The organism is Pseudoalteromonas sp. meg-B1 (assembly GCF_003173795.1).
Classification (GTDB): Bacteria; Pseudomonadota; Gammaproteobacteria; order Enterobacterales; family Alteromonadaceae; genus Pseudoalteromonas; species Pseudoalteromonas undina.
The window spans coordinates 32041-55833 of record NZ_QGQU01000007.1 but is presented as its reverse complement, the minus strand read 5'-3'; the positions used below and the strand labels follow the sequence as shown (position 1 = coordinate 55833).

Here is a 23793-nt window from a genome sequence, read left to right as displayed (position 1 = left end):
TAATGCTTAGTAGTAAGAATGCTCGCCTGCTTCATGATCGGTAATGTCAGACACACCGGTGATCTCATCAAATTTAGCAATCATTTCTTTTTCAATGCCTTCTTTTAGTGTGACATCGATCATAGAACACCCATTACAACCACCACCAAACTGAAGTACAGCAACACCAGCTGCAGTGATCTCTACCAAGCTAACTTGGCCGCCATGGTTGGCAAGTTGTGGGTTTACTTCAGTTTCTAGCATGTGCTGCACACGCTCATTCAAGCTGGCATCTTCACCTAGTTTACGTGCTTTAGCATTAGGTGCTTTAAGAGTTAACTGTGTGCCCATTTTGTCGGTAACAAAATCAATTTCAGCTTCGGCTAAAAAAGGCGCGCTTTCAGCATCAACAACCGCATCAAAGCCGTTAAAATTTAGGCGAATATCGCTCTCTTCTACCGCGTCTTCTGGACAATAAGAAACACCACATTCAGCTTGTGATGTACCAGGGTTAACAACAAACACACGAATATTCGTTTGTTGAGATTGATCTGCTAATAGCTTAGCAAAATGCGCTTGTGCTGTTTCGGAAATAGAAATCATAATACCGTCTATACTTGACTAAATTACTCGGATACTGCATATCATACTCCGCTCATCGTGTTGCGGCTAGTGTTGAGCGTAAAAAGTTGGCATCTATTTTAAGCAATGGTAGCGTGCAATTAACAAACATTTTTAGAGTGATTTATATGCGCTTCATATTAACAATAATGGTGGTGCTGGCCAGTTTTTCAAGTATGGCAAAGCCCCTGTCTTATTATTTTGAGCAACAGGTTGAATTCGATTCTACCATACCAACACCACAAGAGGTGCTGGGTTATCAAGTGGGTGAGTGGCATGTGAGACATGACCAACTTGTTCGCTACATGGAAATTTTAGCTCAAAAAAGCGATCGAATTAATTTTGAAGTAATAGGTCGTACTCATGAGCAGCGCCCGTTAGTTATGCTAACGATTACTGCAGCTAACAAATTAAAAAATATAGAAAAAACTCGCCAAGCGCACTTAGCTCGCCTAAATAATTCAAACAATAAAACAGCGGAGCAGCCAAGTGTTGTATGGATGGGTTACAGTGTTCATGGGAATGAATCATCAGGTAGTAATGCAGCTTTACTAGTCGCTTATTATTTAGCGGCAGCGCAAGGGGATGAAATAAATGAGCTACTTAACAACACGGTTATTTTACTCGACCCGTCGCTTAACCCTGACGGCTTAGCACGTTTCGCAAATTGGGCTAATAGTAATCGTGGAATGAACTTATCGTCAGATCCGCAAACCCGAGAGCATGTAGAGAGCTGGCCAAGCAGTCGAACAAACCATTATTGGTTTGATTTAAACCGTGATTGGTTGCTGTTACAGCACCCAGAGTCGCGCGCAAGGATTGCTAAGTTTCATTATTGGAAGCCTAATATTTTAACTGACTTTCATGAAATGGGGCCAAATAGTAGCTACTTTTTTCAACCGGGTATCCCAAGTCGTAAACACCCAATTACCCCTGAAGAAAATGTGAGCTTAACAAAGGCGATTGCAAATTATCACGCTAAAACATTAGATGAAAACAACGCGTTATACTTCACCGAAGAAAGCTTTGATGACTTTTATTATGGTAAAGGCTCTACCTACCCCGATGTAAATGGTGGTGTGGGTATTTTATTTGAACAAGCAAGTTCTCGTGGCCATATTCAAGAAACGATCAATGGCCCGCTAACTTTTGCGTTTACGATTAAAAACCAACTGTTAACGAGCTTATCAACTTTTAAAGCGGCGATTGATAACCGCCAAGCTTTGCTAGAGTACCAAGCTAACTTTTATAACAAAGCAGTTGAGCTTGCCAAAGATGAAGACTATCAGGGCTATATTGTTCAAGCAGATGAAGATCATACCCGTACTAACGATTTTTTAAGCATACTTAAACAACATCAAATTAATGCCTACCCAGTGAAAGAAGGGCTAAAAGCTGAAGGTAAAAACTTTACCGCTAATAGTTATTTTGTGCCGCTTGCGCAACCACAATATCGATTAGTTAAAGCTATTTTTAGTGAGCAACAAAACTTTGCCGATAACACCTTTTACGATGTGTCGGGTTGGACATTAGCGCATGCGTTTAATTTACCATTTGCTAAAGTAAACAGCCGCTGGGGATTAGAGGTAGAAAAAACAGCTTGGCAAAAACCAAAGCAGCCAGAGTTAGCGTCACTGACTAAAAATTACGCCTATGGATTTGCATGGAATGACATGCAAGCTCCCAAAATGCTCAATAGTCTGTTACAGCAAGGTATTAAAGCTCGTGTTGCATTAAAACCATTAACAGCAGTATCAACCAATGCAGAAGTAAACTTTGACGCAGGTAGTATTATTATTCCAGCAGGACTTCAAACTGACACCAATTGGGTGACAAAGTTAAACCAAGCACAAAGCCAGTTTGGGATTGAAGTTAAACCAATTACTACCGGTTTAACTAGTAAAGGTGCTGATTTAGGGTCTCGCTCTATGGCTGTGGTTTCTGCGCCTAAGGTGTTATTGGTTGGTGGTAAAGGCGTGAGCCAATATGAAGCGGGTGAAGTGTGGTACTACCTAGACCGTTTTGTGGGTGTAGCGCCAACCATTGTTGAAATGGAGCGTTTAGCGTCTTTAGAGCTCAGTAATTACAGCCATATTGTGTTGCCACATGGTAATTATTCTACTTTATCTGATTCCGATAAAGTTGCTATAAAAAGCTGGGTAAGGAAAGGTGGTGTTATTTGGGGGCACAAAGGCGGAGCTAAGTTTTTAGCCGATCAACAGCTATTAAAAGCAAGCTACTTATCGCGTAGAGATGTGGCTAGTGCATTTGATACTCAAGGTTTAAAGTATGCAGACAAAGACCACCTAGCAGGTCGTCAGCGTATTGCAGGTGCGATATTTAATACCAAGGTAGATACAACTCACCCACTAATGTTTTCATTTAAGCGTGACACACTACCCGTATTTAAAAATAGTACTTGGCTACTTGAAGCCTCTGAAGCACCATTTGTAAATATACTTACCTATACACAGCAGCCGCTACTTGCTGGTTTTACTGATGCAATAAATGTAGAGCAAGTGGCTGGTGGGGCAGCGTTAATGGCACACTCTTATGGTCGAGGTAGTGTTATTGCGATGACAGATAACCCTGTATTTAGAGGGTACTGGTATGGTACCAGCCGATTATTAAGTAATGCTTTATTTTTTGGTCACACCTTTCGCGTGAGTGGAAACTAACACGCCCTAAAGTGGCGTTAAGCACGTGGTAAATGCCCATACGTGTTTAGCGCCGGCTTCTTTTAACGATAAGGTGGCTGCATTAAGAGTTGCTCCTGTAGTCATAATATCATCGATAATTACTACCGTTTTTCCCTCTAAATTGATTTTGCATGAAAAAGCCTGCTGTAAATTTTTAACTCTTTTAGCTTTGCTTAATTGTGATTGTGCTGAGGTGTATTTATGGCGAAGCAACGCATTATTTAATACTTTATTTGACCCTAAACAGGGCTGCCATACTTGGGTGACTTGATTAAACCCACGCGTTAAGAAGCGCGCTTTATGTAAAGGTAAAATTATAAATGCATCAACAGCGATAGGGTGTTTAGTCATAAAAACACTAAGTTGTTTTTTTATGACTTGCTGTAGTGCTTTTTTATAATGGATTTGATTATTAAATTTAAGCTGCTTTAACCATAAATCAAAAGGGGGCTGGTAAAAAGCACAGGCAAACAGCTTTTCAAAGTTGCAGTTAGGAAACATTTCTACAATATCAGGGCGGTAAAATAAATTGTCATGCTCGGCCAAATCTAGCAATGGCAAGTCATCTAAACAAAATTGACACAGTCCCATTGAGCTATGAATCTGACTTTGACATAACACACAGTAAGAGGGGAATAGCCAATCACTTAGGCTGAGTTTCATTCGCTGATGATCCTCATTACAAACTCCTTTTAAAGCGCTATCATAGAACTCAAGTTTGGTTAAGGTTAGGCAAATATGCAAAATGAATGTGTGTTGTTACATGGTTGGGGAATGAGCCAAGGTGTGTGGCAGTTAATAAAACCAGAATTAGAGTTTTTATATTCAGGTAAAGTGCGCTGTTTGGATTTACCCGGTTATGGTGATAATAACGCCTCTTTAAGCCCATATACATTACACGATGCTGCAAAGCAGGTGAGTGAGCAGTTAAAGTCACAATCGGTACTAATGGGATGGTCTTTAGGTGGGTTGTTTGCTATTTATATTGCCAAACATTGGCCAGAAAAAGTATCAAAAGTCATTTTAGTTGCCTCAACGCCCTTTTTTGCAGAGCAATTACCATGGGCTGGCATTAAGCCTAAAGTATTAAAACAGTTCAAAGAGCAGTTGTTGCAAGAGCGTTCAAAAACGATAGAGCGCTTTTTGGCAATTCAGGCAATGGGCAGTGAGTCGGCTCGCGATGATGTAAAACAGTTAAAGCAGTTATTGAGTCAGTCACCGCCCCCGAATAACGAGGCTTTAAGTGCAGGGCTAGACATACTGCAAAATGAAGACTTACGCGAATTATTTGCTCAATGCCCAGTGACTATTCGCGGCATTTTTGGGCGCTTAGACTCTCTCGTTCCTTATAGGGCCATTGAGAAAATGGTGGCACTTAATGCTGACTTTGAGTACGAAGTGATAGACAAAGCATCACATGCGCCTTTTATTTCTCATAAAAGTGAATTTTTATCTGCCGTTAAATCAATGCTTTGAAGCAAAGCCATGATTACTGCGGTTTAAAGCTTTATTTTGCGTGATTTTTGAGCGATAATTAAACGATATTTATTTGCTGGAGGTTTATTATTATGCCAATAGGATCTGTATTCAATAGTGGTGTTGAAGGGTTTAATAGAGCCAGCCAAGGAATTGAAAAAGCCAGCGCTGAGATTAATCGTGCCAGCATAGAGCAGCAAGACGACTCTCAACTAGCGCAGCAACGTCAATTAACGGCCGCTCGCCCTGAAGAAGCTGTCACCGCGCCAGTATCTCAACCTGCACGAATTGATGATGCGTTAGTAAACTTAAAAGTTGAAGAGTTTAATGCTAAGGCAAACACGCAATCTATCCAAACTGCAGATGACGTATTAGGCACTTTAGTTGATATTAAAGTGTAATTTCTCATGAATATTGTCACGCCGTTTCCGTCTATTAATATAAACACCGCAAATGTTTATACGGAGACTGCTCGGCGTGACAACCAGCTACGTGAAGTCATTCCCCCAGCCGCTGCAAACACCGCAGGTAGCACTGAAAACAAAGCTCAAAGTGATGCAGAAAAAGCCAAACTGCCAGGTAATAGCGACAGCTCAACCTACAATGCGAGTGGCAAAATTGCAGACGATAAAACGATTGCGCAACGCGAAGGCAATGCAGATAGCGATCAAGATAATGCCGAGCAAGAAAAACAACAAGCTGCAGAAGAAGTTAGTGAGCAAGAAGAACTGCAACTTGAGCAAGAATTACAGCAAATTAAAGAACTTAAAGCGCGCGACACTGAAGTACGAACACATGAGCAAGCGCATGCCGCTGTGGGTGGACAATATGCGGGCTCTCCTAGCTACGAATATCAAAGAGGGCCCGATGGTACTAACTATGCGGTAGGTGGTGAAGTACCGATAGATGTTGGGGTTATCAATGGCGACCCTCAAGCAACTATTGATAAAATGCAAACGGTACGTGCTGCAGCACTCGCGCCGGCTGAGCCTTCAGGTGCCGATAGGGCAATTGCGGCAGATGCCACTCAAAAGATAGCCGCAGCACAAGCTGAGTTAGCTTCAGCTGATGACGAAGATAGCAACGAAGATAAAAGCAGAGTCAGTGCGTCGTTTTCTAACAGTGAAAGTTCAGAAGTAAAAACTGCTAAAAGCGAAGAGCAATCGCGTGATGTTGAAGTAGAAGCGCGTGCTGGGCGCATTGCTAGTTTTTATCAACTGGCCACATCACCTGCGACTCAAAGCCAATTCTCAGCACAAATTTAAACTAAACTTTATATTTAATAGCCATAAAAAAACCGCCTAAGCGGTTTTTTTATGGGGTCATTTTATTTTTTCACTTTCGCATTTGCAAAGGCATCAGCAAACGCATTTCCCATCATGGCATTGCCTGTATCGCGCTTAGGTTTGGGCGCTCGCGATTGGTTTGCATTGTTGCCACGTGGCTTTTGCACCGCCGCAGGGGCAGCTTTATTGCTAGTGTCTATCTCGTCATCTAGGCGCATGGTAAAGCTAATACGTTTACGTGCAGCGTCAACTTCAACCACTTTCACTTTAACAATGTCACCAGCTTTAACTACTTCTCGTGGGTCTGAAATAAACTTATTAGTAATAGCCGAAATATGCACTAGTCCATCTTGATGTACGCCAACATCCACAAATGCGCCAAAATTAGCTACGTTCGATACCACGCCTTCTAAAATCATTCCTGGTTTTAAATCACTAATTTTTTCAACGCCTGCTTTAAATTCAGCGGTTTTAAATTCAGGGCGTGGATCGCGACCCGGCTTATCAAGCTCGCTAATAATATCGGTCACGGTAGGCAGACCAAATTTATCGTCAATATAGTCATTTGCAGCGAGCTTATTTAAAAACTCTTTGTTACCAATGAGGTTATTTACGTCTACCTGATTGTGCTCACAAATACGCTTAACGATAGGGTATGCTTCAGGGTGAACTGATGAGTTGTCTAGTGGATCGCTGCCATTGTTAATGCGTAAAAAGCCGGCTGCTTGTTCAAATGCTTTTGGCCCTAAACGCTCTACTTTTTTCAACTGACTACGTTTTGTAAATGACCCATTTGTATCACGGTAGCTTACAATATTTTGCGCTAAGGTTTTGTTTAAACCAGAAACACGTGCAAGCAAAGGTACAGAAGCCATATTTAAATCAACACCCACACTGTTTACACAGTCTTCTACCACTGAGATTAGGCTTTGTCCTAGTTGGCTTTGTGATACATCATGTTGATATTGGCCTACACCAATAGACTTAGGCTCTATTTTAACCAGCTCAGCCAATGGATCTTGAAGGCGACGTGCAATAGACACGGCACCACGTAAAGATACATCTAAATCTGGAAATTCATTAGCAGCGAATTCAGAAGCAGAGTAAACCGAAGCGCCGGCCTCACTGACCATGATTTTATTTAGTTTAAGCTCAGTATTGGCTTTGATAAGCTCGCCAACTAGTTTATCTGATTCGCGAGAAGCGGTACCGTTACCAATCGCAATGAGCTCAACTTTATGCTGGCGACATAATTGCTCGAGCGTGCGTAATGATTTATCCCAATGATTTTGTGGTGCATGTGGGAAAATCGTTTGGGTAGCAAGCAGCTTACCTGTGCTATCAACCACGGCAATTTTACAACCGGTACGTAAACCAGGATCTAAGCCTAACGTAGTGCGAGGGCCAGCAGGGGCTGCCATTAATAAGTCTTTTAAGTTTTTAGCAAATACATCAATGGCACCGGTTTCGGCTTTTTCACGCATTGCGGCTAAAAATTCATTTTCTAAATGTAATCCAAGCTTAATTTTCCACGCCCATTGCACTACAGTTAATAACCAAGCGCTGGCAGGTTTGTTTTTAATATCTAGGCGGTAATGATCGCTGATCATTTGTGCACACAATTGCGCTGGGTTTTCAGCGCTCGGCTCAGGATTAATAGTTAACTGTAAAATACCTTCATTACGTGCTCTTAGCATGGCTAATGCACGATGCGAGGGGACTTTTTTTAATGGTTCTTGATGTTCAAAGTAGTCTCGGTATTTAGCCCCCGCTTGTTCTTGACCATCAATAAGTTTGCTTTCAATCGCTCCATTTTGACTAATATGACTTCTAAATTTAGCGAGTAATTTAGCGTCTTCAGCAAAGCGCTCCATCAAAATAAACTTAGCACCATCAAGCGCTGCTTTAGTATCGACAATCGCTTTTTCGGCATTAATAAATTTTGCAGCCTCAGCGTCTGGGTCAAGCATTGGATCGTTAAATAATGCATCAGCTAGCGGTTTTAAACCAGCTTCAATAGCTATTTGACCTTTAGTGCGGCGCTTTGCTTTATAAGGCAAATATAAGTCTTCTAGTTCGGTTTTACTTTGTGCAGCTTTAATATCAGCCGCTAATTCAGCACTAAGCTTATTTTGTGATTCTATCGTCGACAGGATAAAACCACGACGCTCTTCAAGTTCACGTAAATAAGATAAACGTTGTTCTAGAAGGCGTAGTTGGGTGTCATCTAATCCACCGGTCACTTCTTTTCTGTAACGGGCAATAAAGGGGACGGTTGCGCCTTCATCAAGTAACTTTGTTGCTGCAACCACTTGTTGCTGCTGTGCATTTAGCTCCGTTGCTAAACGTGCAGAGATATCGCTCATGCAAAAACCTTTTAATACAAAAAATAAGACCAGCTAAAAAGTTAACTGATGCGTCAATGTCTTGAATAATATCACAGGGGAGGGTAATAAAAAGCTCTTAAAGCAAGCTATTTTACTTGCTTTAAGATGCCATTGCTGGGGCAATAAAAAGCGGATTTAGTGAGGGTGCTCTACACTTTCGAGTACTTCACTAAATGTGTGCGCTATTGGGCTAATATGAACAGGAATTTGCAGCTTACGTGCTATATCGCGTGCTGAAATTAAACCACTTATTTCATTATTAGCCGCAGTAACTAATATAAACATAGCACCATGATGTTCCATAGTTTGCAGTGCATCACCGATACATGAGTAGCTTAAGCTTTTCATACTTACACCCATTAAGTTACTCAGCGGTGTCATTAAATAGCGTAAGCTAATTTCACTACGAGGCAAGCCTAAACGCTGCGATAAAATCATGATTTTTGAGCTTTGTAAATCTGCACTTGCGACAATACCAATTAGCTTTTGATGCTCATCAGTTACTAAAATAAAATCAGAAGGCTGAGTATTTAGTTGTTTTGATGCTTGTTCAATGGTTGTATCAAACGCTGCGCGCATAGGACTTGTTTGAGTAAAGCTAGTTACTATACGTGTTGCTGGAGAGGTTAAATCAATCACAGCCTCATTAGTAAAAGTATCAGCAATAGTGCCATGAGAAATATCTTGGGTACGGAGTTCTTTAAAGTTAGACATAATATCCACCTAAATAAATAGTTATACAAATTTAATAATGTTTAAAAGCAAGTTATTAAATTAAATAACGGGTGGCGCTCGCGGGTTTGCATGACTGTAGGCAGTGGCTAAAAATCGACTTTCATAATGAAAGAAAAACGCTAAAGGAAGTGGTTGGATTTCTCTAAGCGCAATAACACCAACATGAGAATCTAAATCGGTGTCGAGGTTTGCTTGGTCAGGGGAGTCACAAACAATAAATTCAGCTGGAGCAAAACCAGCATCAAGTTTGTTATTTTTAGGTGCGCCATGTAATGTCAAACTCACACTCATAAAGAGTGCAAACACGAGGGCATTTTGTAATATGCGCGCTGTTATGTTTGACATAATGGTGACCTTAATTAACTACTCTCAAGTTAATACAACATTACTTGAGTAACTTTAGTTATAGCTTACTCAGATAATATAAACAATAAAAAGTTAATATGATCTGAATCAAAACTAAGCGCTGTCATTTTTGATAGGTAATGTTATTTACGTACCACTGCTTAGCACCTTGCGGAGTCATGACCTCAAAATCATCGTCTACTTGTTTTTTTAATAGCGCTCGAGCCATTGGTGAATCGATAGAAATATAGTCGTTGCGATCATAAATTTCATCGGGGCCGACAATTCTAAAATTTTTACACTCACCGGCCTCGTTTTCTATTTCTACCCACGCTCCAAAAAAAACTTTGCCGTCTTGTACGGGTGAGTAGTCAACAATCTTTAAATCGGGGATGCGTTTTCGTAAATAGCGAACACGACGGTCAATTTGACGTAGTAAACGTTTGTTGTACTGATAGTCTGCGTTTTCAGAGCGATCACCTAGGCTAGCAGCCCAACTCACAATTTTAGTCACTTCTGGACGTTTTTCATTCCAAAGATGATCATGTTCTTGCTGCAATTGTAAATAACCTTCGCGAGTAATTAAGTTTGTTTTCACGCTGAGTTCTTGTTTAATCTTCATGAGTGGCAAGGTATTAAAATAAAGGCAGCTTGTCGAGATAAAATAGCTATCAATGAATTTGAAATGTTCAGTAACAATCTAAGCACTTAATTAGTTTTTTATTATTAAGTTTTTCATTTATATTAACGATTAATAAATTATAAAAATAAGCAACAGATTATGGGACAAGAGACAGTAAAAGTATTGGTGGTTGATGACGATAAACGTTTGCGTAGTTTGCTGGAACGTTATTTGGTAGAGCAAGGGTTTATTGTGAGAACAGCTGCTGATTCAGAGCAAATGGATAGACTAATTGAGCGTGAAAACTTTCATCTAATGGTGCTTGATTTAATGCTGCCCGGCGAAGATGGGCTTTCTATTTGCAGACGTTTACGCCAAAAAGAAAACCAAATCCCTATTGTTATGCTGACCGCCAAAGGCGATGAAGTAGACCGCATTATTGGCCTAGAACTCGGCGCTGACGATTATATTCCGAAACCGTTTAATCCTCGCGAGCTATTAGCGCGCATAAAAGCCATTTTACGTCGCCAATCAAAAGAAGTACCAGGGGCGCCTTCAGCTGAGGAGAACTTAATTGCGTTTGGTAAATTTACCCTAAATTTAGCCACCCGCGAAATGAGTGAAGGCGATAACACGGTGTCACTCACCAGTGGTGAATTTGCGGTGTTAAAAGCGTTAGTGTCTCACCCGCGTGAGCCATTAAGTCGTGATAAATTAATGAACTTAGCTAGAGGGCGAGACTACAGTGCGCTTGAGCGCAGTATTGATGTTCAAGTATCACGTCTTCGTAGAATGATCGAAGTCGATGCCGCTAACCCACGCTATATTCAAACGGTATGGGGTTTAGGTTATGTATTTGTTCCTGACGGTGAAAAGTAATCATTATGGGAATGTTTCCGCGTAGTGCGTTTGGACAAACCGTATTTTTGGTTGCCGCTTTGCTGCTTATTAACCAAATAGTTTCCTACGTCACGGTAAGTTTATATGTAGTTAAACCCACCATTGAACAAGTTAATTTAATGCTGGCTAAGCAAATTAAAACCGTGTTTATTGATTGGGAAGATGGCGTTGAAGTCACCGATGAAGTCTCTGAGAAGTTTTTTGAAATAACCGGCATTGAAGTAATGACTCAGCGTGAAGCTATGCGTAATGGTTTAGGCCAAAGTCGTGAGTATTCTGGGCTATCGCGTAGTATGTCTGAGCAATTAAATGGCTTTTCTCGGGTGCGCATTAGTCAAACTGATCCGCTTATTTATTGGGTAGAAGCCCCGCAGGCGCCGGGTTATTGGGTCAAAGTGCCGCTCACCGGATTTAAAGAAAGTAACCTTGAGTTTTTAACCTTTTATCTTTCTAGTATCGGCTTTTTAAGTGTACTAGGAGGTTGGTTATTTGCCAGGCATTTGAACCGACCACTAAAAGCATTACAACAAGCTGCGATAAAAGTAGGGGTAGGCGACTTTAGTACCAAGTTACAAGAGCAAGGGTCGAGTGAGGTTATTGAGGTAACGCGCGCCTTTAATCAAATGTCGCGAGGTATTGCTGCCCTTGAAAACGACCGTCGATTACTTATGGCCGGTGTTTCTCATGATTTACGCACACCGCTTACGCGTATTCGTTTAGCCACAGAAATGATGGTTGATGAAGATGATTATTTACGTGAAGGCATTATTTACGATATTGAAGATATGAATGGCATTATCGATCAATTTATCGAATATTTACGCCATCATAAACGTGAAGAACAAACCTGCGAAGATATTAATGCGCTCCTTGGTGAAGTCGTACAAAGTGAGCTTAAGCATCAACGTGCGATCACGTTTAAACCGAATCCTAATATTGGAAAAATTCCCATAAGTAGTGTCGCGATTAAGCGAGTAGTGACCAATATGATAGAAAATGCACTACGCTACTCAGAGGGTGATATTGAAGTACTCAGTTATTTTAATTCCAATAAAAAATATGTGGTTATTGCGGTCAACGATAGTGGTCCGGGTATTCCTGAAAGCGAGTTGGAGTCTGTGTTTGAGCCGTTTAAACAAGGTGATGCAGCTCGCGGTAGTGAAGGTAGCGGCCTAGGCCTTGCAATTATTAAGCGTATTATCGATATGCATGGCGGCAAGGTGGTGCTCTCTAATCGCCCTGAAGGTGGTTTAAGTGCGCAAATATACCTACCAATAAAGGTTACTAATCCAAGCTAATAACGCTATCTGCATGGTTGCAGATAGCGTTAATTTATTATCTAGAGTTCAGATTAACTACTAGAGGGCTTTAAAACGAATGGCTGTACCGCCACTGGTGGCCAATTTTAATGTTAGCTTATCGCTTGCGGTAACAGTGCGTTTTTCAATGCTTAAATCATAAGGATTGTTCTTCCATTCAGCGTTTTTACCGTCTTGGTAGATTTGCGCTTCAAACTGTTTATCTTTATCTAAAAAGTCGAGTTTAATCTCAATGGTGCGGGCATTTTCGTCGGTAACTGCACCTAAGTACCAATCGTTACCTGAATAGTTATCGCGCTTGCGCTCTTTGCGTGCAAATACAATAAAGTCGCCTACTTCGCCATCAAGCGCAATACTTTGCTGCCAATCGGTCGGTACGTCTTGAATGAACTGAAAAGCATCGGGTTTAGCTAAATAATTCCGTGGTAAATCGGCCGCCATTTGAATTGGGCTGTACATTACTACATACAATGCTAATTGCTTTGCTAGTGTTGTTTGTGGGCGATTTGTGTCGTCCCCTAAGCCATTAAAGCTCATATCAAAAATACCAGGGGTAAAGTCCATTGGTCCTGCCAGCATACGCGTAAAGGCAAGCATGGGAATGTGTTCTGGTGGATTGGGTGGTGTGCCCCATGCGTTAAACTCTTGACCACGCGCACCTTCACGGGCAATCCAGTTAGGGTAAGTGCGGCGCAGACCCGTGTCTTTTATTGGTTCATGTGTGTTGATGCTTAGCTTGTATTTAGCGGCAAGTTTAATGTTATGTAAGTATTCATTTACCATAAATTGGCCGTCATGCCATTCAAAGCGGGCAATGCCGTTTTCATCTATGCGTTTTATATTGCCACCATCGGCCACATAACCAGTTTTTATTTGGCTTACATTTGATTTTTCATAAAGCGCAAAAGCATCTTCCATTTGGTCGCGATAATTACTAACATTGCCAGAGGTTTCATGATGACCAATTAACTGCACCCCTTTCTCTTTACCGTACTGTGTAAGCGCTGCAATATCGAAATCGTCATAAGGCTGAGTAAAGCTAAATACATCGCCATTATAAAACCAGTCGCCATCCCAACCTGTGTTCCAACCTTCAACTAATACGCCGTCAAAGCCATACTCAGCGGCAAAGTCCATATAGTATTTAGTATTTTTTGTGGTGGCACCGTGTTTTTCTCCACTGCCCCAAGTGGTTTCATTGATGTGCATTCCCCACCAAATACCTATATATTTACCTGGTTTAACCCACGACACATCACCGAGTTTATTTGGCTCATTCAGGTTTAAAATAATATCTGAATTAACTAAGTCTATCGCTCGCTCACCTATTTGAATGGTGCGCCAAGGAGTATTGAATGCGCCGCGCTTCTTAACCGCAATGCCATCAGACCACGGTGTTAAATCGGCACTAAACGTACCTGGGCGACGCTGGTTAAGCACCATCCCTGCATAATCTACCAGAGCTGCTTCATGAATGCTGACATGTACACCGTTACCATTTTTAAAGGTAAAAGGGGTATGAGCGAGTGCAGCATCTTGCAAGTTTGTGGTGTTATAGACATATTCATAACGGTTCCAACCGCGAGCCGGTATCCACCATGCGGTGGCTTTATCTTTTGCGGCAATCGCAAATTCGGTCAGTTCTTTAGTAATTTCAGTTTTTTCAAAACCGACTTGTTTAGGGACTTCATAGCGAAACCCTACACCGCTATCAAAGGCTTTAAATCGTACAGTGTATGTGCCAGCGTGGGGCGCAGGTTTATTGAAGGTAACGGCAATTTCATTGTGCTTATCAACAACGGTTTGACGCTCTCCCCAAGGTTGCTGCCATTGGCTATCGGTTTGTGAACGAGTTACTTCACTAATAACAAAGCCGTCATCAAATGGTGCTTGGCTTTTAAACCTAAAACCTAAGCGTGACTGCTCAATAACAGGCTTACCATTAAAGCTAATAGAGTAATGAGGGGATGATGATTGATCAGAAATGGTAATTTTAATTTTTTGATCAGGTGATCTCAGCGTGGCTTCTTTTGCAAAAGCACTGCTTGCAAGTAAAGCAACTAGTAGTAAAGGTAATCTCATTGTGTGTCCTTGATGTCAAACCGTAGGTTATGAGCATAAAGTGATGAACACACTATTACGAGATAGCTGCATACGTATTCAATTAATTAGCTAAAAAAGAGTGTGTTAATTAATCTGCAAAACTTTATGTAATTAGTTCTATAATAAATAAAAAGAATTTAACAAGAAGAAAATATGCTGAAAATTTTACTCGCTATTTTAGGTTGTATCATTGTTTTTAAGAGTAGTGCAGCAACGGTTACTGTTTATAATAACAACCAAAAAGTTCAAGAAAATGTTGTTGTTTGGTTAGCTCCAGATCAAGCCTCTGGCGTGAATATAAATAAATCACTTTTCACTATGACACAAAAAAATCGCCAATTTACACCACATATCTTAGTCGTTGAAAAAAACAGCCAAGTTGAATTTCCTAACGCTGACTCGATAATGCATCACGTGTATTCATTTTCTAAAAGCAAAACATTTGAATTAAAGCTTTATCGAGAACAACCACAAGATCCAATTACATTTGAACAAACAGGAGTTGTGGAGCTTGGTTGTAATATTCATGATTGGATGTTGGGTTACATTGTTGTTGTGGATAGCCCATATTATGCAATCACCAATGAGCAAGGAGTAGCATCGTTCGATATCCCAAATGGAGCCTATAAACTAAATGTTTGGCATGAAGGCTTTAGAGATATTAGCAAAATAGAGTCGCAAAAAGTTGTTATAACTAACAATAAATTAAGTTATCAGTTAAAACAAAAACTAACTTTGCCTATTAGGGTTGAAGTTGATGAGTTTGACGATTATGAATAGTCTATTGGGCTTAGCCGTTGTTATTTGCTTGTTGAGTGTTTTTTCAGCCAACGCACAAGTTAAAGGTTTGCTGCAAGTAAGGGCAGTGCAAGCTGATTCACAACTAAGCTGGCAAGAGGGTGGAATTGGTTTATATCGCCATGATGCGGCTAATCAAGGTGTGGTTTTATCTCAGGGAATTATTGATTTAAGTGCAGATATAAGTTCTAGTTGGTCTGCCCATGCTGTAGTTAATTTATATCAAGACCCAAAAAGTACCTTGGGGGTTAGTCAGGCTTATCTGCAATATAAACCTTTAGTTCGCAGTGATTATAAATGGCATATTAAAGTGGGTGGCTTTTATCCACAATTGTCATTAGAAAACCCTGATATGGGCTGGTTATCTGCATATAACTATACCAATTCGGCAATTAACTCTTGGGTAGGTGAAGAGCTGCGAACGCTAGGTGTTGAAGCAACAATTAAACGCCCAGCCCGTAATTTTAATAGTGCCCATAGTTTTAGTTTGGTTGGTGCGACATTTAAAGGTAACGATCCTGCGGGGACATTACTCGCTTGGCGAGGCTTTGCTTTGCATGATCGCCAAACAACACTTAATGAGGCTCTCGCTTTTGCGCCTGTTGCGTCTTTAAATACTCCACAGTTACAATTTCAAGCAAACCAAGTTTTACCGTTTGAAGAGGTCGATGGGCGATTTGGTTATTACGTTGGTGGACATTGGGATTATTTAAAAAAGTCTCAGTTGCGAGTGTACTACTATGATAACAATGGTGACCCTGGCGCTCTTAATTATAATACGGGTCAATATGCCTGGGATACTCGATTTTTAAGTGTCGCATGGCTAAATAAATTTACACCGAAAACACGATTAATTATCCAAATAATGTCGGGTGGTACGGCTATGGGTCAAAACCGCGGCGTTGATACTCGATTTTATAGTCATTTTGCATTATTGAGTCATAAAATAAAACGCCACCGTTTCTCAGTACGTTACGATTATTTTGAGGTGACAGACAAAGACGATTGGAAGTTTGACCCTAATGCTAGTCATGGCGAGGGACTAACAGCAACTTGGCGTTATCAGCTTACACCACAATGGCAAATAGGTGTTGAGGGGTCAGCGCTTCATAGCCAAGCAGATAACCGAGTAGCTATGAATAAAGCATCGAGAATATCGCAGCAGCAAATAGCATTAAATGCTCAGTTTCGGTTTTAGTTGGAAGAATAACAAATTGAAACAGATAAGGGCTCTTGTGAGCCCTACTTTGTATTAATGGCTTTTTATTTTTTGTCAAAAGCGCGTTTCATGTAATTAGGTGTTGCGAGTGCACCGTGATGAATGCCGCCATTGTAGTATTCACTATGCTCAGCAATTATGGCTGCGCCGTCTTCTCTAAAACCGTTAAATGCTTCAGATTTACGAGCTAGCGTCACCGACCACAACCCACTTGGATAAATAGGTTGTGGGAATGGAAGAGTTTGCAAGTCTTTAAAACCAACACTTAGCATAGCTTCGCGCATTTCAACCAGAAGTGGCATATGCATTAATGGCGATTCGCTTTGTTGTACGAGTATTCCACCAGGGCGAAGTGCGTTTAAACAGCTAGTATAAAACGCATGGTTAAATAAACCCTCACCAGGGCCTACCGGATCAGTTCCATCAACAATCACCACATCAATAGACTCACCAGCTGCTTCGCGCATATATTTAATGCCATCGTCAAACATCACAGTGGCACGTGGATCGTTATTTGATTCACATAACTCTGGGAAGTACTTTAACGACATTTGGGTAACTACTTCGTCAATATCGATTTGTGTCACAGTTTCTACACTTGGGTGCTTGAGTACTTCACGTAATGTACCGCAATCGCCGCCGCCAATAATAACCACATTTTTAGGGTTTGGGTGTGCTAGTAATGCTGGGTGGCTGATCATTTCATGATAAAAAAAGTTTTCACGGCTACTCACCATAGTGCAACCATCAATGATCATTAAATTACCAAAGTCTGTGGTTTCAAACATTTCTACTTTTTGAAAAGGAGACTGTTTTTCATCTAACTTTTTGTTAATACGTAATGAAAATGCGCTGCCATCGCGGTCGCTAATTTCAGTAAACCACTTACTTTGATCTAAATTTGCCATAGTTGTTGTTACACTTTTGGTTGAGTATGAAAAAAGGAGGCAATTCTGCCAGTGCTTGGCCTATTGCTCAATCAAATTTTACGCTCTTTAGCGAATAAAGTTAGCTATAAAGAGGGGAAAGTTCAATTTTTGTTAGCTTAGCAGATAGTGACGTATTAAAATGCCCCTTTACACCTAATTTAATAAAGAAGAGTTGCCATGACTTGGGGTTTAGAAACAGCACGTGCTACATACAATGTTGCTCATTGGAGCGATGGTTATTTTGATATTAACGCACAAGGTGAATTGATAGCCTATCCGGATGGCGACCAAACAAAACCTGCCATTTCTTTAAGTCAGCTTACTGAGCAATTTAAACAGCAAGGATTAACCTTACCAGTATTGGTGCGCTTTACCGATATTTTAAAAAACCGTGTAGATACGCTCACCAATGCGTTTACTCAAGCGCGTAGCAACCGTGAATATAATGGTAAATACACCTGTGTTTACCCTATAAAAGTAAATCAACAGCGTTCTGTAGTAAGTAAGCTTTTAGCACACCCAAGTGGTTTAGTGGGGCTTGAAGCCGGTTCTAAACCTGAACTAATGGCAATTTTAGGTGTAGCAAAAGAGCCTATTACAATTGTATGTAACGGCTACAAAGACAGTGAGTTTTTACGTTTAGCCTGTATTGGTCAAGCAATGGGGCACAGCGTTAAAATTGTGGTTGAAAAACTCTCTGAGCTAACCACACTGCTGGAAGAAATTGATAATTTAGGTATTGAGCCTGCTATTGGTATTCGCATTCGCTTAAATTCGGTTGGTAAAGGTAAATGGCAAAATACCGGTGGTGAAAAAGGTAAGTTTGGCTTAACTGCAGGACAAGTACTCAGTGCAGTGGAAGTGCTCAAGCAACATAACAAGTTGCATTTAATGCAAATGGTACATTTTCATATTGGTTCTCAAATTGCCAATATTCGCGATATTCATCGTGCTTTGCGCGAATGTGCTCGCCATTTTGCTGAATTAACTCAATACGGTGTACCGCTCAATACTGTTGATGTAGGTGGCGGGCTTGGCGTTGACTACGAAGGTTCAGGCTCACGTAGTGCTTGCTCAATGAACTACACAGTCGAAGAATATGCGCGTAATGTAGTAAATGCATTTGCCGAGGTGTGCGACCAACATAACTTAGCTCACCCTGCAATTATTACCGAATCTGGCCGTGCTCTTACTGCACATCATGCGGTGCTTATTACCGATGTGATTGATGTTGAAAAAGCGCCAAATCATTTAAACCCAGAACCACCTGTTAAAAACAGTGCCTTAGTATTGGATGAAATGTGGCAGTGTTTACAACGTTTGAACCCGCGTATGGCATTAGAGATTTATCATGATGCAATGCACTTATTTAGTGAAGCACACGATCAATACGTACATGGTTTAGTGAGCATGCTAGAGTGGGCGAAAATAGAGCAGCTTTACTTTACTATTTTACATCGCGTTCGAGCTTCATTAAGCTCTAATGCACGAGCTCACCGCGAAGTGCTGGATGATTTAAACGAAAAACTAGCCGATAAACTGTTTGTGAATTTTTCATTATTTCAGTCGTTACCTGATGTGTGGGGCATTCAGCAGTTATTTCCGGTTATGCCCATCGAAAACCTAACGCAGCCGCTTACTCAGCGCGCTATTATCCAAGACATTACTTGTGATTCTGACGGGCAAATACGTGAGTACGTTGAAGGTGCAGGAATTGAAACCAGTTTACCTATTCCTGAATATACACAAGGTCAGCAGTATCATATTGCGATGTTTATGGTAGGGGCATACCAAGAGATTTTAGGTGATTTACATAACTTATTTGGTGATACCGATTCAGTTCATGTTGAGCTTAATGAGCAAGGATATGTATTAACCAATGCCATTAAAGGTGACAGCGTTAAGGATGTATTAAAATTTGTTGATTATGATAGCGAGTTATTAGCTGATAACTTTGCCACTCAAATTAACGAACTTGATGTATCAGAGCACTGTAAAGAAGGTTACTTAGCCGAGCTTAATGCAGGGCTTGAAGGCTACACCTATTTTGAAGATTAATTTAGTTGCATAGTTCAGCGCGGTCATTTGTGGCTGCGCGATGTTTAAAGGAATAGAAGTAATGTCAGTTATTCGCAGTGTATTTAGTATTTTCTTTTACACAATAAACACTCTTTTTTGGTTTGTACCTATTTTTATTTGTGGCATCGTTAAGCTAATCCCAATTAAGGGGCTGCAAAAATTAATGAGCTGGACAGCCAAGCAATGTGCCTCTATTTGGGTGACGTTTAACACCTTAAATCAAACGTTATTAACGCCAACAAAGCTAAATGTAACCGGCCTTGAAGAGCTTAAATTAAAAGATTGGTACCTAGTTATTGCGAACCACCAAAGCTGGGTGGATATTTTAGTGTTACAGCGAGTATTTAACCGCAAAATACCTTTTTTAAACTTCTTTTTGAAAAAAGAGCTTATTTACGTACCTGTTTTAGGTTTGTGTTGGTGGGCGCTCGACTTTCCTTTTATGACCCGCACCAGTAAAAGCCAATTAAAAAAGAATCCTAAATTGCGTGGTAAAGATTTAGAAACTACCCGTAAAGCGTGTGAAAAATTTAAAGAAATGCCGGTTAGTGTGGTTAACTTTGTTGAAGGTACGCGTTTTACAGCGCAAAAGCATGCGCGCCAAAATAGCCCGTTTCCTCACTTACTTAAACCGAAAGCGGGTGGTGTGGCGTTTGTAATGCAAGCTATGGGTGAGCAAATTTCTAAGGTGGTAAATGTCACTATTCATTACCCTGAGGGCATTCCTACTTTTATGGATTTTGCAGCCGGTAAAGTAAAACACATTGATGTACATGTTGAAGTAAAAGGCGTTAGTGAGGACTTAATTGGTGATTACACTAATGATCCTGACTTTAGAGTACGTTTTCAAAGTGAATTAAATCGCGTGTGGGAAGAAAAGAACCAGACGCTCGTTAATTTAAAACAAAAATAAAAAATGAGCTAACAGTTATGCTAAAAAAATGGTTACCTAATTGGTTAAATGGCTTAATTGTTGGCTGTGTTTTATTTGCTAATTTAATAATATTTGGCGCATTAGTACTTATCTTAGGGTTAGTTAAATTGGTTTTGCCCATACCCGTAGTAAGTAAATTATTACACAGTGCGTACAAGGGGTGGTGTAAAGGTAACCGCTTAGGGCTATGGCTAGGCTGTAATGACATTAAAGTTAATATTAGTGGGGGGGTGAATGCTAATAGTTGGTATTTGCTAATCAGTAATCATATTAGCTGGCTTGATATTGCAGTATTAAGCTCGTTGGATGCATTGCCAGCCCCTAAGTTTTTTTTAAAAGATGAGCTTAAGTACGTGCCATTTATAGGCACTGGTGCGTGGGCAATGGGTATGCCCTTTATGAAACGGGTGACCAAAGCGCAATTGGCAAAAAATCCCAATTTAAAAGGCTTAGATGTCGAGCGTACTAAGCGCAGTTGCCGTAACTTTCGTCATCATCCTACAACCATAGTGAACTTTGTAGAAGGTACGCGTTTTACAGCGCAAAAGCATAAGCATCAACAAAGTCCTTTTCAGCATTTATTAAAGCCTAAGGCTGGTGGAACTGCTTTTGCCTTAGAAGTTTTAAACGAGCAATTTGACGCTATGCTTAACACTAGTTTAGTGTATAGCGGTAAGTCAGATCATGTGTGTCGTAATATTTTAAAAGGCGAGTTGGAGTCTATTAATATTACAATTGAGGTGGTGCCGATAAATACACAAATGATTGGCAGTTACCAAACAGATCACGCATTTAGAGCCGAGTTTCAGCAATATTTAAATAATTTATGGATAAAAAAAGATAAGCAATTAAGCGCTCTTCATATTCAGCAAGCTAGTACTGAATTAACTCCCAGTAAGGAAATTGAAATACCATGACCAAAACACACCTACAGGAGCTAATTACTCCTTGGTTTGAAAAAGTCCCCGATGCTTTTTTTCTCAGTGCAATCACTGCCTCATCCATTGGCATCCTTTCTTTATTATTTGTTTACTTATTTACCCGTCGCTTAATGTTACCGGGTATTCAAAAGGTGGTGACTAAACTCTCGCCTGAGCGTATTGGTTCATTGTCACCTATGTTAACTAAGCTCAATAAACGAATTGCCTGTTTGTTATGTTGTGTACTTTTTTTAGCCACATTTGATAGTGTTTATCCCGTTAATGAAATTGCCCAAGAGATCCTTAAAACCATTGGCCAAGCATTATTAATTATTTATATAGGTTTTATTATTAGCAGCATAGTGAGCATTGCTGGCGCTATTTATAACCAACTAGACTTTGCCCGCGAAGTGCCTATTCAAGGGCTAATTCAAGTAGTGAAGCTGATCACCTTTATTGTGTGTTCAATATTAATTGTTAGTATTGTGCTTGAAAAATCGCCGACTTATATTTTATCGGGTTTTGGTGCGATCGCCGCTGTTACTTTATTAGTATTTAAAGACACCATATTAGGTTTTGTCGCCAGCATTCAAATTGCCGCTAATCGTTTAGTGACCTATGGGGACTGGATCCAAGTAGATAACTACGGCGCCGATGGCGAAGTAATTGATTTAGGACTTAATACTGTAAAAGTGCGTAACTGGGATAACACCATAACGACTATACCCACTTATATGCTGGTGGCCGGTTCATTTAAAAATTGGCGCGGTATGCAGGAGTCTGGTGGGCGACGTATTAAACGTTCTTTAAACATTGATATGAACAGCATCTTTTTAGTTGATGATGACTTTAAAGCGCAAATAGAAGCGGCAATACCACTGCAAGAATATATTCGACTAGGCACACTTCCCGATCCGGTGTCTAACTTAGGGTTATTTCGTCGCTATGCAGAGGGTTACTTAAAGCAACACAGTAAAATCAATACCTCGCTCACACTTATGGTGCGTGAACTACAACCGCTTAACCATGGCCTACCGATTGAGTTTTACTGCTTTAGTGAAGACAAACGTTGGATATCGTACGAGCACTTACAAGCTGAAATTATGGACCATTTACTGGCCGTATTACCGGTGTTTGGACTGCGTGCTTATCAAAGTGTCAGTGGGCAGTTAAGCCCAGCTGACGGGGTGAATATGGCGGGCAAACCTAGTATTAAAGTGCCCAATAATGCTGTCCAAGGCCAACACCAATAAAGAGCAATAATAGCCACCAAATAGGTGGCTTTTTCATACGTAGCCACGCAAATGCAGCAATCACTAATGCAATATGCCACACATTATTAATAGCTGAAGTCCAAATGGGCGAATACAATGCTGCAGCTAAAAAACCAACCACAGCGGCATTAAGCGCGGCAATTGAGCTGGCAAAGCGTGGCTTACTGGCTAAATTAATCCAGCTTTTCTGAAATGCCAACATCAGTAAAAACCCTGGGGTAAATATCAATAATGTAGCTATGATTGCGCCCATTATTGGCTGCTCGGTATTTAGCTGCGCGCCTAAGTAGGTGGCTATTGTAAACATAGGCCCAGGTATAGCCTGAGCACTGGCGTAAGCCGTTAAAAATTGATCATCACTTAACGTTGGCACACCCGCTTGAAGTACTGGCAATACAACATGCCCGCCACCAAATACCATAGCACCAGCTTGGTAAAAAGGCGCAAATAACGCAAATTCTTGTCCTATTGGAATAAAGCTAACTCCAAGCAGTAGCGCAAATAAACTAAGTGCAACCCAGTTAACTTTTCCCTGTTCACTGCTAGTTTGCTGTGATAAATCACTTAATTTTAAGAGTGGCCAGATAGCGCCGACTGCGGCCGCAATCAGTAAAATAATAATTTGTGTACTTAACATCGGCAGTAGAACAAGAGCTAGGGTGCTTATAACTGCAATTAGCTTAAGGATTAGATTGCTGCAAAAGCTTTTGGCCATACTAAGGGTCGCATCGGCAACAATTACTACGGCAAATAGCTTCAATCCGGTGATCACAGCAAAATAAACGGCGTCAAATTGGTGAGCACTAATAGCAAGCAGTGTCATTATTAAAAAAGAAGGCAAGGTAAAACCAATAAATGCGGTGATACCACCGAGTACACCTGCACGCTCTACTCCAATTGCAAAGCTAACCTGACTAGAACCAGGGCCAGGCAGAGCTTGGCTGAGGCTTATTAGCTGTGAATAGCGACTGATACTTAACCAGCGCAGCGAATCAACAAAGTGATGTTTAAAGTAACCTAAATGGGCGGCAGGGCCGCCAAAACTCATGCAGCCAAGCAAAAAAAACTGCCTAAAAATCGCAATTAACATAGTGGCCATCGCCTTTTTGATAAATCATTAAAGTGTCACAAATAAGTATGACATTTTTATGAAACGCTATCATTAGTC

At 40.7% G+C, this 23793-nt stretch carries 21 protein-coding genes; 12 read left to right on the top strand and 9 right to left on the bottom strand.

Translation table 11 applies throughout. The features are described 5' to 3' along the window. Positions 1–6: 6 nt before the first annotated feature. Entirely contained in the window at positions 7–582 is a 576-nt protein-coding gene (gene nfuA, locus DK924_RS17345; protein WP_008465569.1) for a Fe-S biogenesis protein NfuA, read from the bottom strand. Positions 583–728: 146 nt separating this feature from the next. Between nfuA and DK924_RS17340 the strand changes: the two genes are divergently transcribed. Beyond that, positions 729–3278 carry a M14 metallopeptidase family protein gene (locus DK924_RS17340; RefSeq protein WP_181388788.1) on the top strand — a complete coding sequence of 850 codons (2550 nt, stop codon included), beginning with the start codon at positions 729–731 and terminating at the stop codon, positions 3276–3278. A 6-nt stretch (positions 3279–3284) separates the two neighbouring features. Here the strand turns inward: DK924_RS17340 and DK924_RS17335 are convergent, their stop codons facing one another. Continuing rightward, complete coding sequence (locus tag DK924_RS17335) at positions 3285–3962, bottom strand: ComF family protein (protein WP_055012734.1); 678 nt, start codon at positions 3960–3962, stop codon at positions 3285–3287. 75 nt (positions 3963–4037) lie between these two features. Between DK924_RS17335 and bioH the strand changes: the two genes are divergently transcribed. The 3 genes from bioH to DK924_RS17320 all read left to right on the top strand — a co-directional run bounded on the left by bioH (position 4038) and on the right by DK924_RS17320 (position 6040). Beyond that, entirely contained in the window at positions 4038–4775 is a 738-nt protein-coding gene (gene bioH / locus DK924_RS17330) for a pimeloyl-ACP methyl ester esterase BioH (RefSeq protein ID WP_055012733.1), read from the top strand. Between the two features lie 92 nt (positions 4776–4867). Beyond that, positions 4868–5176 (top strand): hypothetical protein, encoded by a 309-nt coding sequence (locus DK924_RS17325; RefSeq protein WP_008112879.1) that lies wholly within the window; start codon positions 4868–4870, stop codon positions 5174–5176. Positions 5177–5182: 6 nt separating this feature from the next. Then, positions 5183–6040, top strand: coding sequence for a putative metalloprotease CJM1_0395 family protein (locus tag DK924_RS17320; protein ID WP_109875769.1), 858 nt, complete (start codon positions 5183–5185; stop codon positions 6038–6040). A gap of 62 nt (positions 6041–6102) precedes the next feature. Here DK924_RS17320 and DK924_RS17315 read toward each other — a convergent pair whose 3' ends face one another. The 4 genes from DK924_RS17315 to greB form a co-directional block, all read right to left on the bottom strand. After that, positions 6103–8427: a Tex family protein gene (locus DK924_RS17315; protein ID WP_109875768.1), complete on the bottom strand. Its 2325-nt coding sequence runs from the start codon at positions 8425–8427 to the stop codon at positions 6103–6105. 156 nt (positions 8428–8583) lie between these two features. Continuing rightward, a complete protein-coding gene (locus DK924_RS17310; protein ID WP_010392427.1) occupies positions 8584–9162 on the bottom strand; it encodes a CBS domain-containing protein in 579 nt (192 codons plus the stop codon). Positions 9163–9222: 60 nt separating this feature from the next. After that, the gene (locus DK924_RS17305; RefSeq protein WP_010392429.1) at positions 9223–9528 is read right to left on the bottom strand and encodes a hypothetical protein; all 306 of its coding nucleotides are present in this window, start codon (positions 9526–9528) and stop codon (positions 9223–9225) included. Between the two features lie 124 nt (positions 9529–9652). After that, the gene (gene greB / locus DK924_RS17300; RefSeq protein ID WP_010392431.1) at positions 9653–10126 is read right to left on the bottom strand and encodes a transcription elongation factor GreB; all 474 of its coding nucleotides are present in this window, start codon (positions 10124–10126) and stop codon (positions 9653–9655) included. 183 nt (positions 10127–10309) lie between these two features. On the opposite strand from greB, the gene ompR reads away from it, so the two are divergent. Then, a complete protein-coding gene (gene ompR / locus DK924_RS17295) occupies positions 10310–11029 on the top strand; it encodes a two-component system response regulator OmpR (protein ID WP_010392434.1) in 720 nt (239 codons plus the stop codon). A 5-nt stretch (positions 11030–11034) separates the two neighbouring features. Next, positions 11035–12348, top strand: a complete 1314-nt coding sequence (envZ, locus tag DK924_RS17290) for a two-component system sensor histidine kinase EnvZ (RefSeq protein WP_054202834.1) — start codon at positions 11035–11037, stop codon at positions 12346–12348. Positions 12349–12408: 60 nt separating this feature from the next. Here the strand turns inward: envZ and DK924_RS17285 are convergent, their stop codons facing one another. After that, on the bottom strand, positions 12409–14451 hold the full coding sequence (locus tag DK924_RS17285) for a glycoside hydrolase family 97 protein (protein ID WP_109875767.1): 2043 nt from the start codon (positions 14449–14451) through the stop codon (positions 12409–12411). 174 nt (positions 14452–14625) lie between these two features. On the opposite strand from DK924_RS17285, the gene DK924_RS17280 reads away from it, so the two are divergent. Both DK924_RS17280 and DK924_RS17275 read left to right on the top strand, forming a co-directional pair. Continuing rightward, positions 14626–15252, top strand: a complete 627-nt coding sequence (locus DK924_RS17280; protein WP_109875766.1) for a methylamine utilization protein — start codon at positions 14626–14628, stop codon at positions 15250–15252. After that, positions 15230–16468, top strand: coding sequence for a hypothetical protein (locus DK924_RS17275; protein WP_010392442.1), 1239 nt, complete (start codon positions 15230–15232; stop codon positions 16466–16468). The genes DK924_RS17280 and DK924_RS17275 overlap by 23 nt, the downstream gene beginning before the upstream one ends. Before the next feature lie 65 nt (positions 16469–16533). Here DK924_RS17275 and speE read toward each other — a convergent pair whose 3' ends face one another. Further along, positions 16534–17397, bottom strand: coding sequence for a polyamine aminopropyltransferase (gene speE / locus DK924_RS17270; protein ID WP_075170798.1), 864 nt, complete (start codon positions 17395–17397; stop codon positions 16534–16536). A 198-nt stretch (positions 17398–17595) separates the two neighbouring features. Between speE and speA the strand changes: the two genes are divergently transcribed. The 4 genes from speA to DK924_RS17250 all read left to right on the top strand — a co-directional run bounded on the left by speA (position 17596) and on the right by DK924_RS17250 (position 22604). Then, the gene (speA, locus tag DK924_RS17265; RefSeq protein WP_109875765.1) at positions 17596–19476 is read left to right on the top strand and encodes a biosynthetic arginine decarboxylase; all 1881 of its coding nucleotides are present in this window, start codon (positions 17596–17598) and stop codon (positions 19474–19476) included. A 61-nt stretch (positions 19477–19537) separates the two neighbouring features. Continuing rightward, complete coding sequence (locus tag DK924_RS17260) at positions 19538–20410, top strand: acyltransferase (protein ID WP_075170797.1); 873 nt, start codon at positions 19538–19540, stop codon at positions 20408–20410. A gap of 17 nt (positions 20411–20427) precedes the next feature. Next, complete coding sequence (locus DK924_RS17255) at positions 20428–21348, top strand: acetyltransferase (protein WP_109875764.1); 921 nt, start codon at positions 20428–20430, stop codon at positions 21346–21348. Then, entirely contained in the window at positions 21345–22604 is a 1260-nt protein-coding gene (locus tag DK924_RS17250; protein WP_055012721.1) for a mechanosensitive ion channel family protein, read from the top strand. The genes DK924_RS17255 and DK924_RS17250 overlap by 4 nt, the downstream gene beginning before the upstream one ends. Here DK924_RS17250 and chrA read toward each other — a convergent pair. Beyond that, positions 22564–23715, bottom strand: a complete 1152-nt coding sequence (gene chrA, locus DK924_RS17245; RefSeq protein WP_055012720.1) for a chromate efflux transporter — start codon at positions 23713–23715, stop codon at positions 22564–22566. The two genes, DK924_RS17250 and chrA, sit on opposite strands and share 41 nt — an antisense overlap. Positions 23716–23793: the final 78 nt, after the last annotated feature.

Excerpts from the sequence above, each read along its gene's own strand:
- nfuA (WP_008465569.1), bottom strand. The coding sequence starts at position 582 with ATGATTTCTATTTCCGAAACAGCACAAGCGCATTTTGCTAAGCTATTA.
- DK924_RS17340 (WP_181388788.1), top strand. The coding sequence starts at position 729 with ATGCGCTTCATATTAACAATAATGGTGGTGCTGGCCAGTTTTTCAAGT.
- DK924_RS17335 (WP_055012734.1), bottom strand. The coding sequence starts at position 3,962 with ATGAAACTCAGCCTAAGTGATTGGCTATTCCCCTCTTACTGTGTGTTA.
- bioH (WP_055012733.1), top strand. The coding sequence starts at position 4,038 with ATGCAAAATGAATGTGTGTTGTTACATGGTTGGGGAATGAGCCAAGGT.
- DK924_RS17325 (WP_008112879.1), top strand. The coding sequence starts at position 4,868 with ATGCCAATAGGATCTGTATTCAATAGTGGTGTTGAAGGGTTTAATAGA.
- DK924_RS17320 (WP_109875769.1), top strand. The coding sequence starts at position 5,183 with ATGAATATTGTCACGCCGTTTCCGTCTATTAATATAAACACCGCAAAT.
- DK924_RS17315 (WP_109875768.1), bottom strand. The coding sequence starts at position 8,427 with ATGAGCGATATCTCTGCACGTTTAGCAACGGAGCTAAATGCACAGCAG.
- DK924_RS17310 (WP_010392427.1), bottom strand. The coding sequence starts at position 9,162 with ATGTCTAACTTTAAAGAACTCCGTACCCAAGATATTTCTCATGGCACT.
- DK924_RS17305 (WP_010392429.1), bottom strand. The coding sequence starts at position 9,528 with ATGTCAAACATAACAGCGCGCATATTACAAAATGCCCTCGTGTTTGCA.
- ompR (WP_010392434.1), top strand. The coding sequence starts at position 10,310 with ATGGGACAAGAGACAGTAAAAGTATTGGTGGTTGATGACGATAAACGT.
- envZ (WP_054202834.1), top strand. The coding sequence starts at position 11,035 with ATGGGAATGTTTCCGCGTAGTGCGTTTGGACAAACCGTATTTTTGGTT.
- DK924_RS17285 (WP_109875767.1), bottom strand. The coding sequence starts at position 14,451 with ATGAGATTACCTTTACTACTAGTTGCTTTACTTGCAAGCAGTGCTTTT.
- DK924_RS17280 (WP_109875766.1), top strand. The coding sequence starts at position 14,626 with ATGCTGAAAATTTTACTCGCTATTTTAGGTTGTATCATTGTTTTTAAG.
- DK924_RS17275 (WP_010392442.1), top strand. The coding sequence starts at position 15,230 with ATGAGTTTGACGATTATGAATAGTCTATTGGGCTTAGCCGTTGTTATT.
- speE (WP_075170798.1), bottom strand. The coding sequence starts at position 17,397 with ATGGCAAATTTAGATCAAAGTAAGTGGTTTACTGAAATTAGCGACCGC.
- speA (WP_109875765.1), top strand. The coding sequence starts at position 17,596 with ATGACTTGGGGTTTAGAAACAGCACGTGCTACATACAATGTTGCTCAT.
- DK924_RS17260 (WP_075170797.1), top strand. The coding sequence starts at position 19,538 with ATGTCAGTTATTCGCAGTGTATTTAGTATTTTCTTTTACACAATAAAC.
- DK924_RS17255 (WP_109875764.1), top strand. The coding sequence starts at position 20,428 with ATGCTAAAAAAATGGTTACCTAATTGGTTAAATGGCTTAATTGTTGGC.
- DK924_RS17250 (WP_055012721.1), top strand. The coding sequence starts at position 21,345 with ATGACCAAAACACACCTACAGGAGCTAATTACTCCTTGGTTTGAAAAA.
- chrA (WP_055012720.1), bottom strand. The coding sequence starts at position 23,715 with ATGTTAATTGCGATTTTTAGGCAGTTTTTTTTGCTTGGCTGCATGAGT.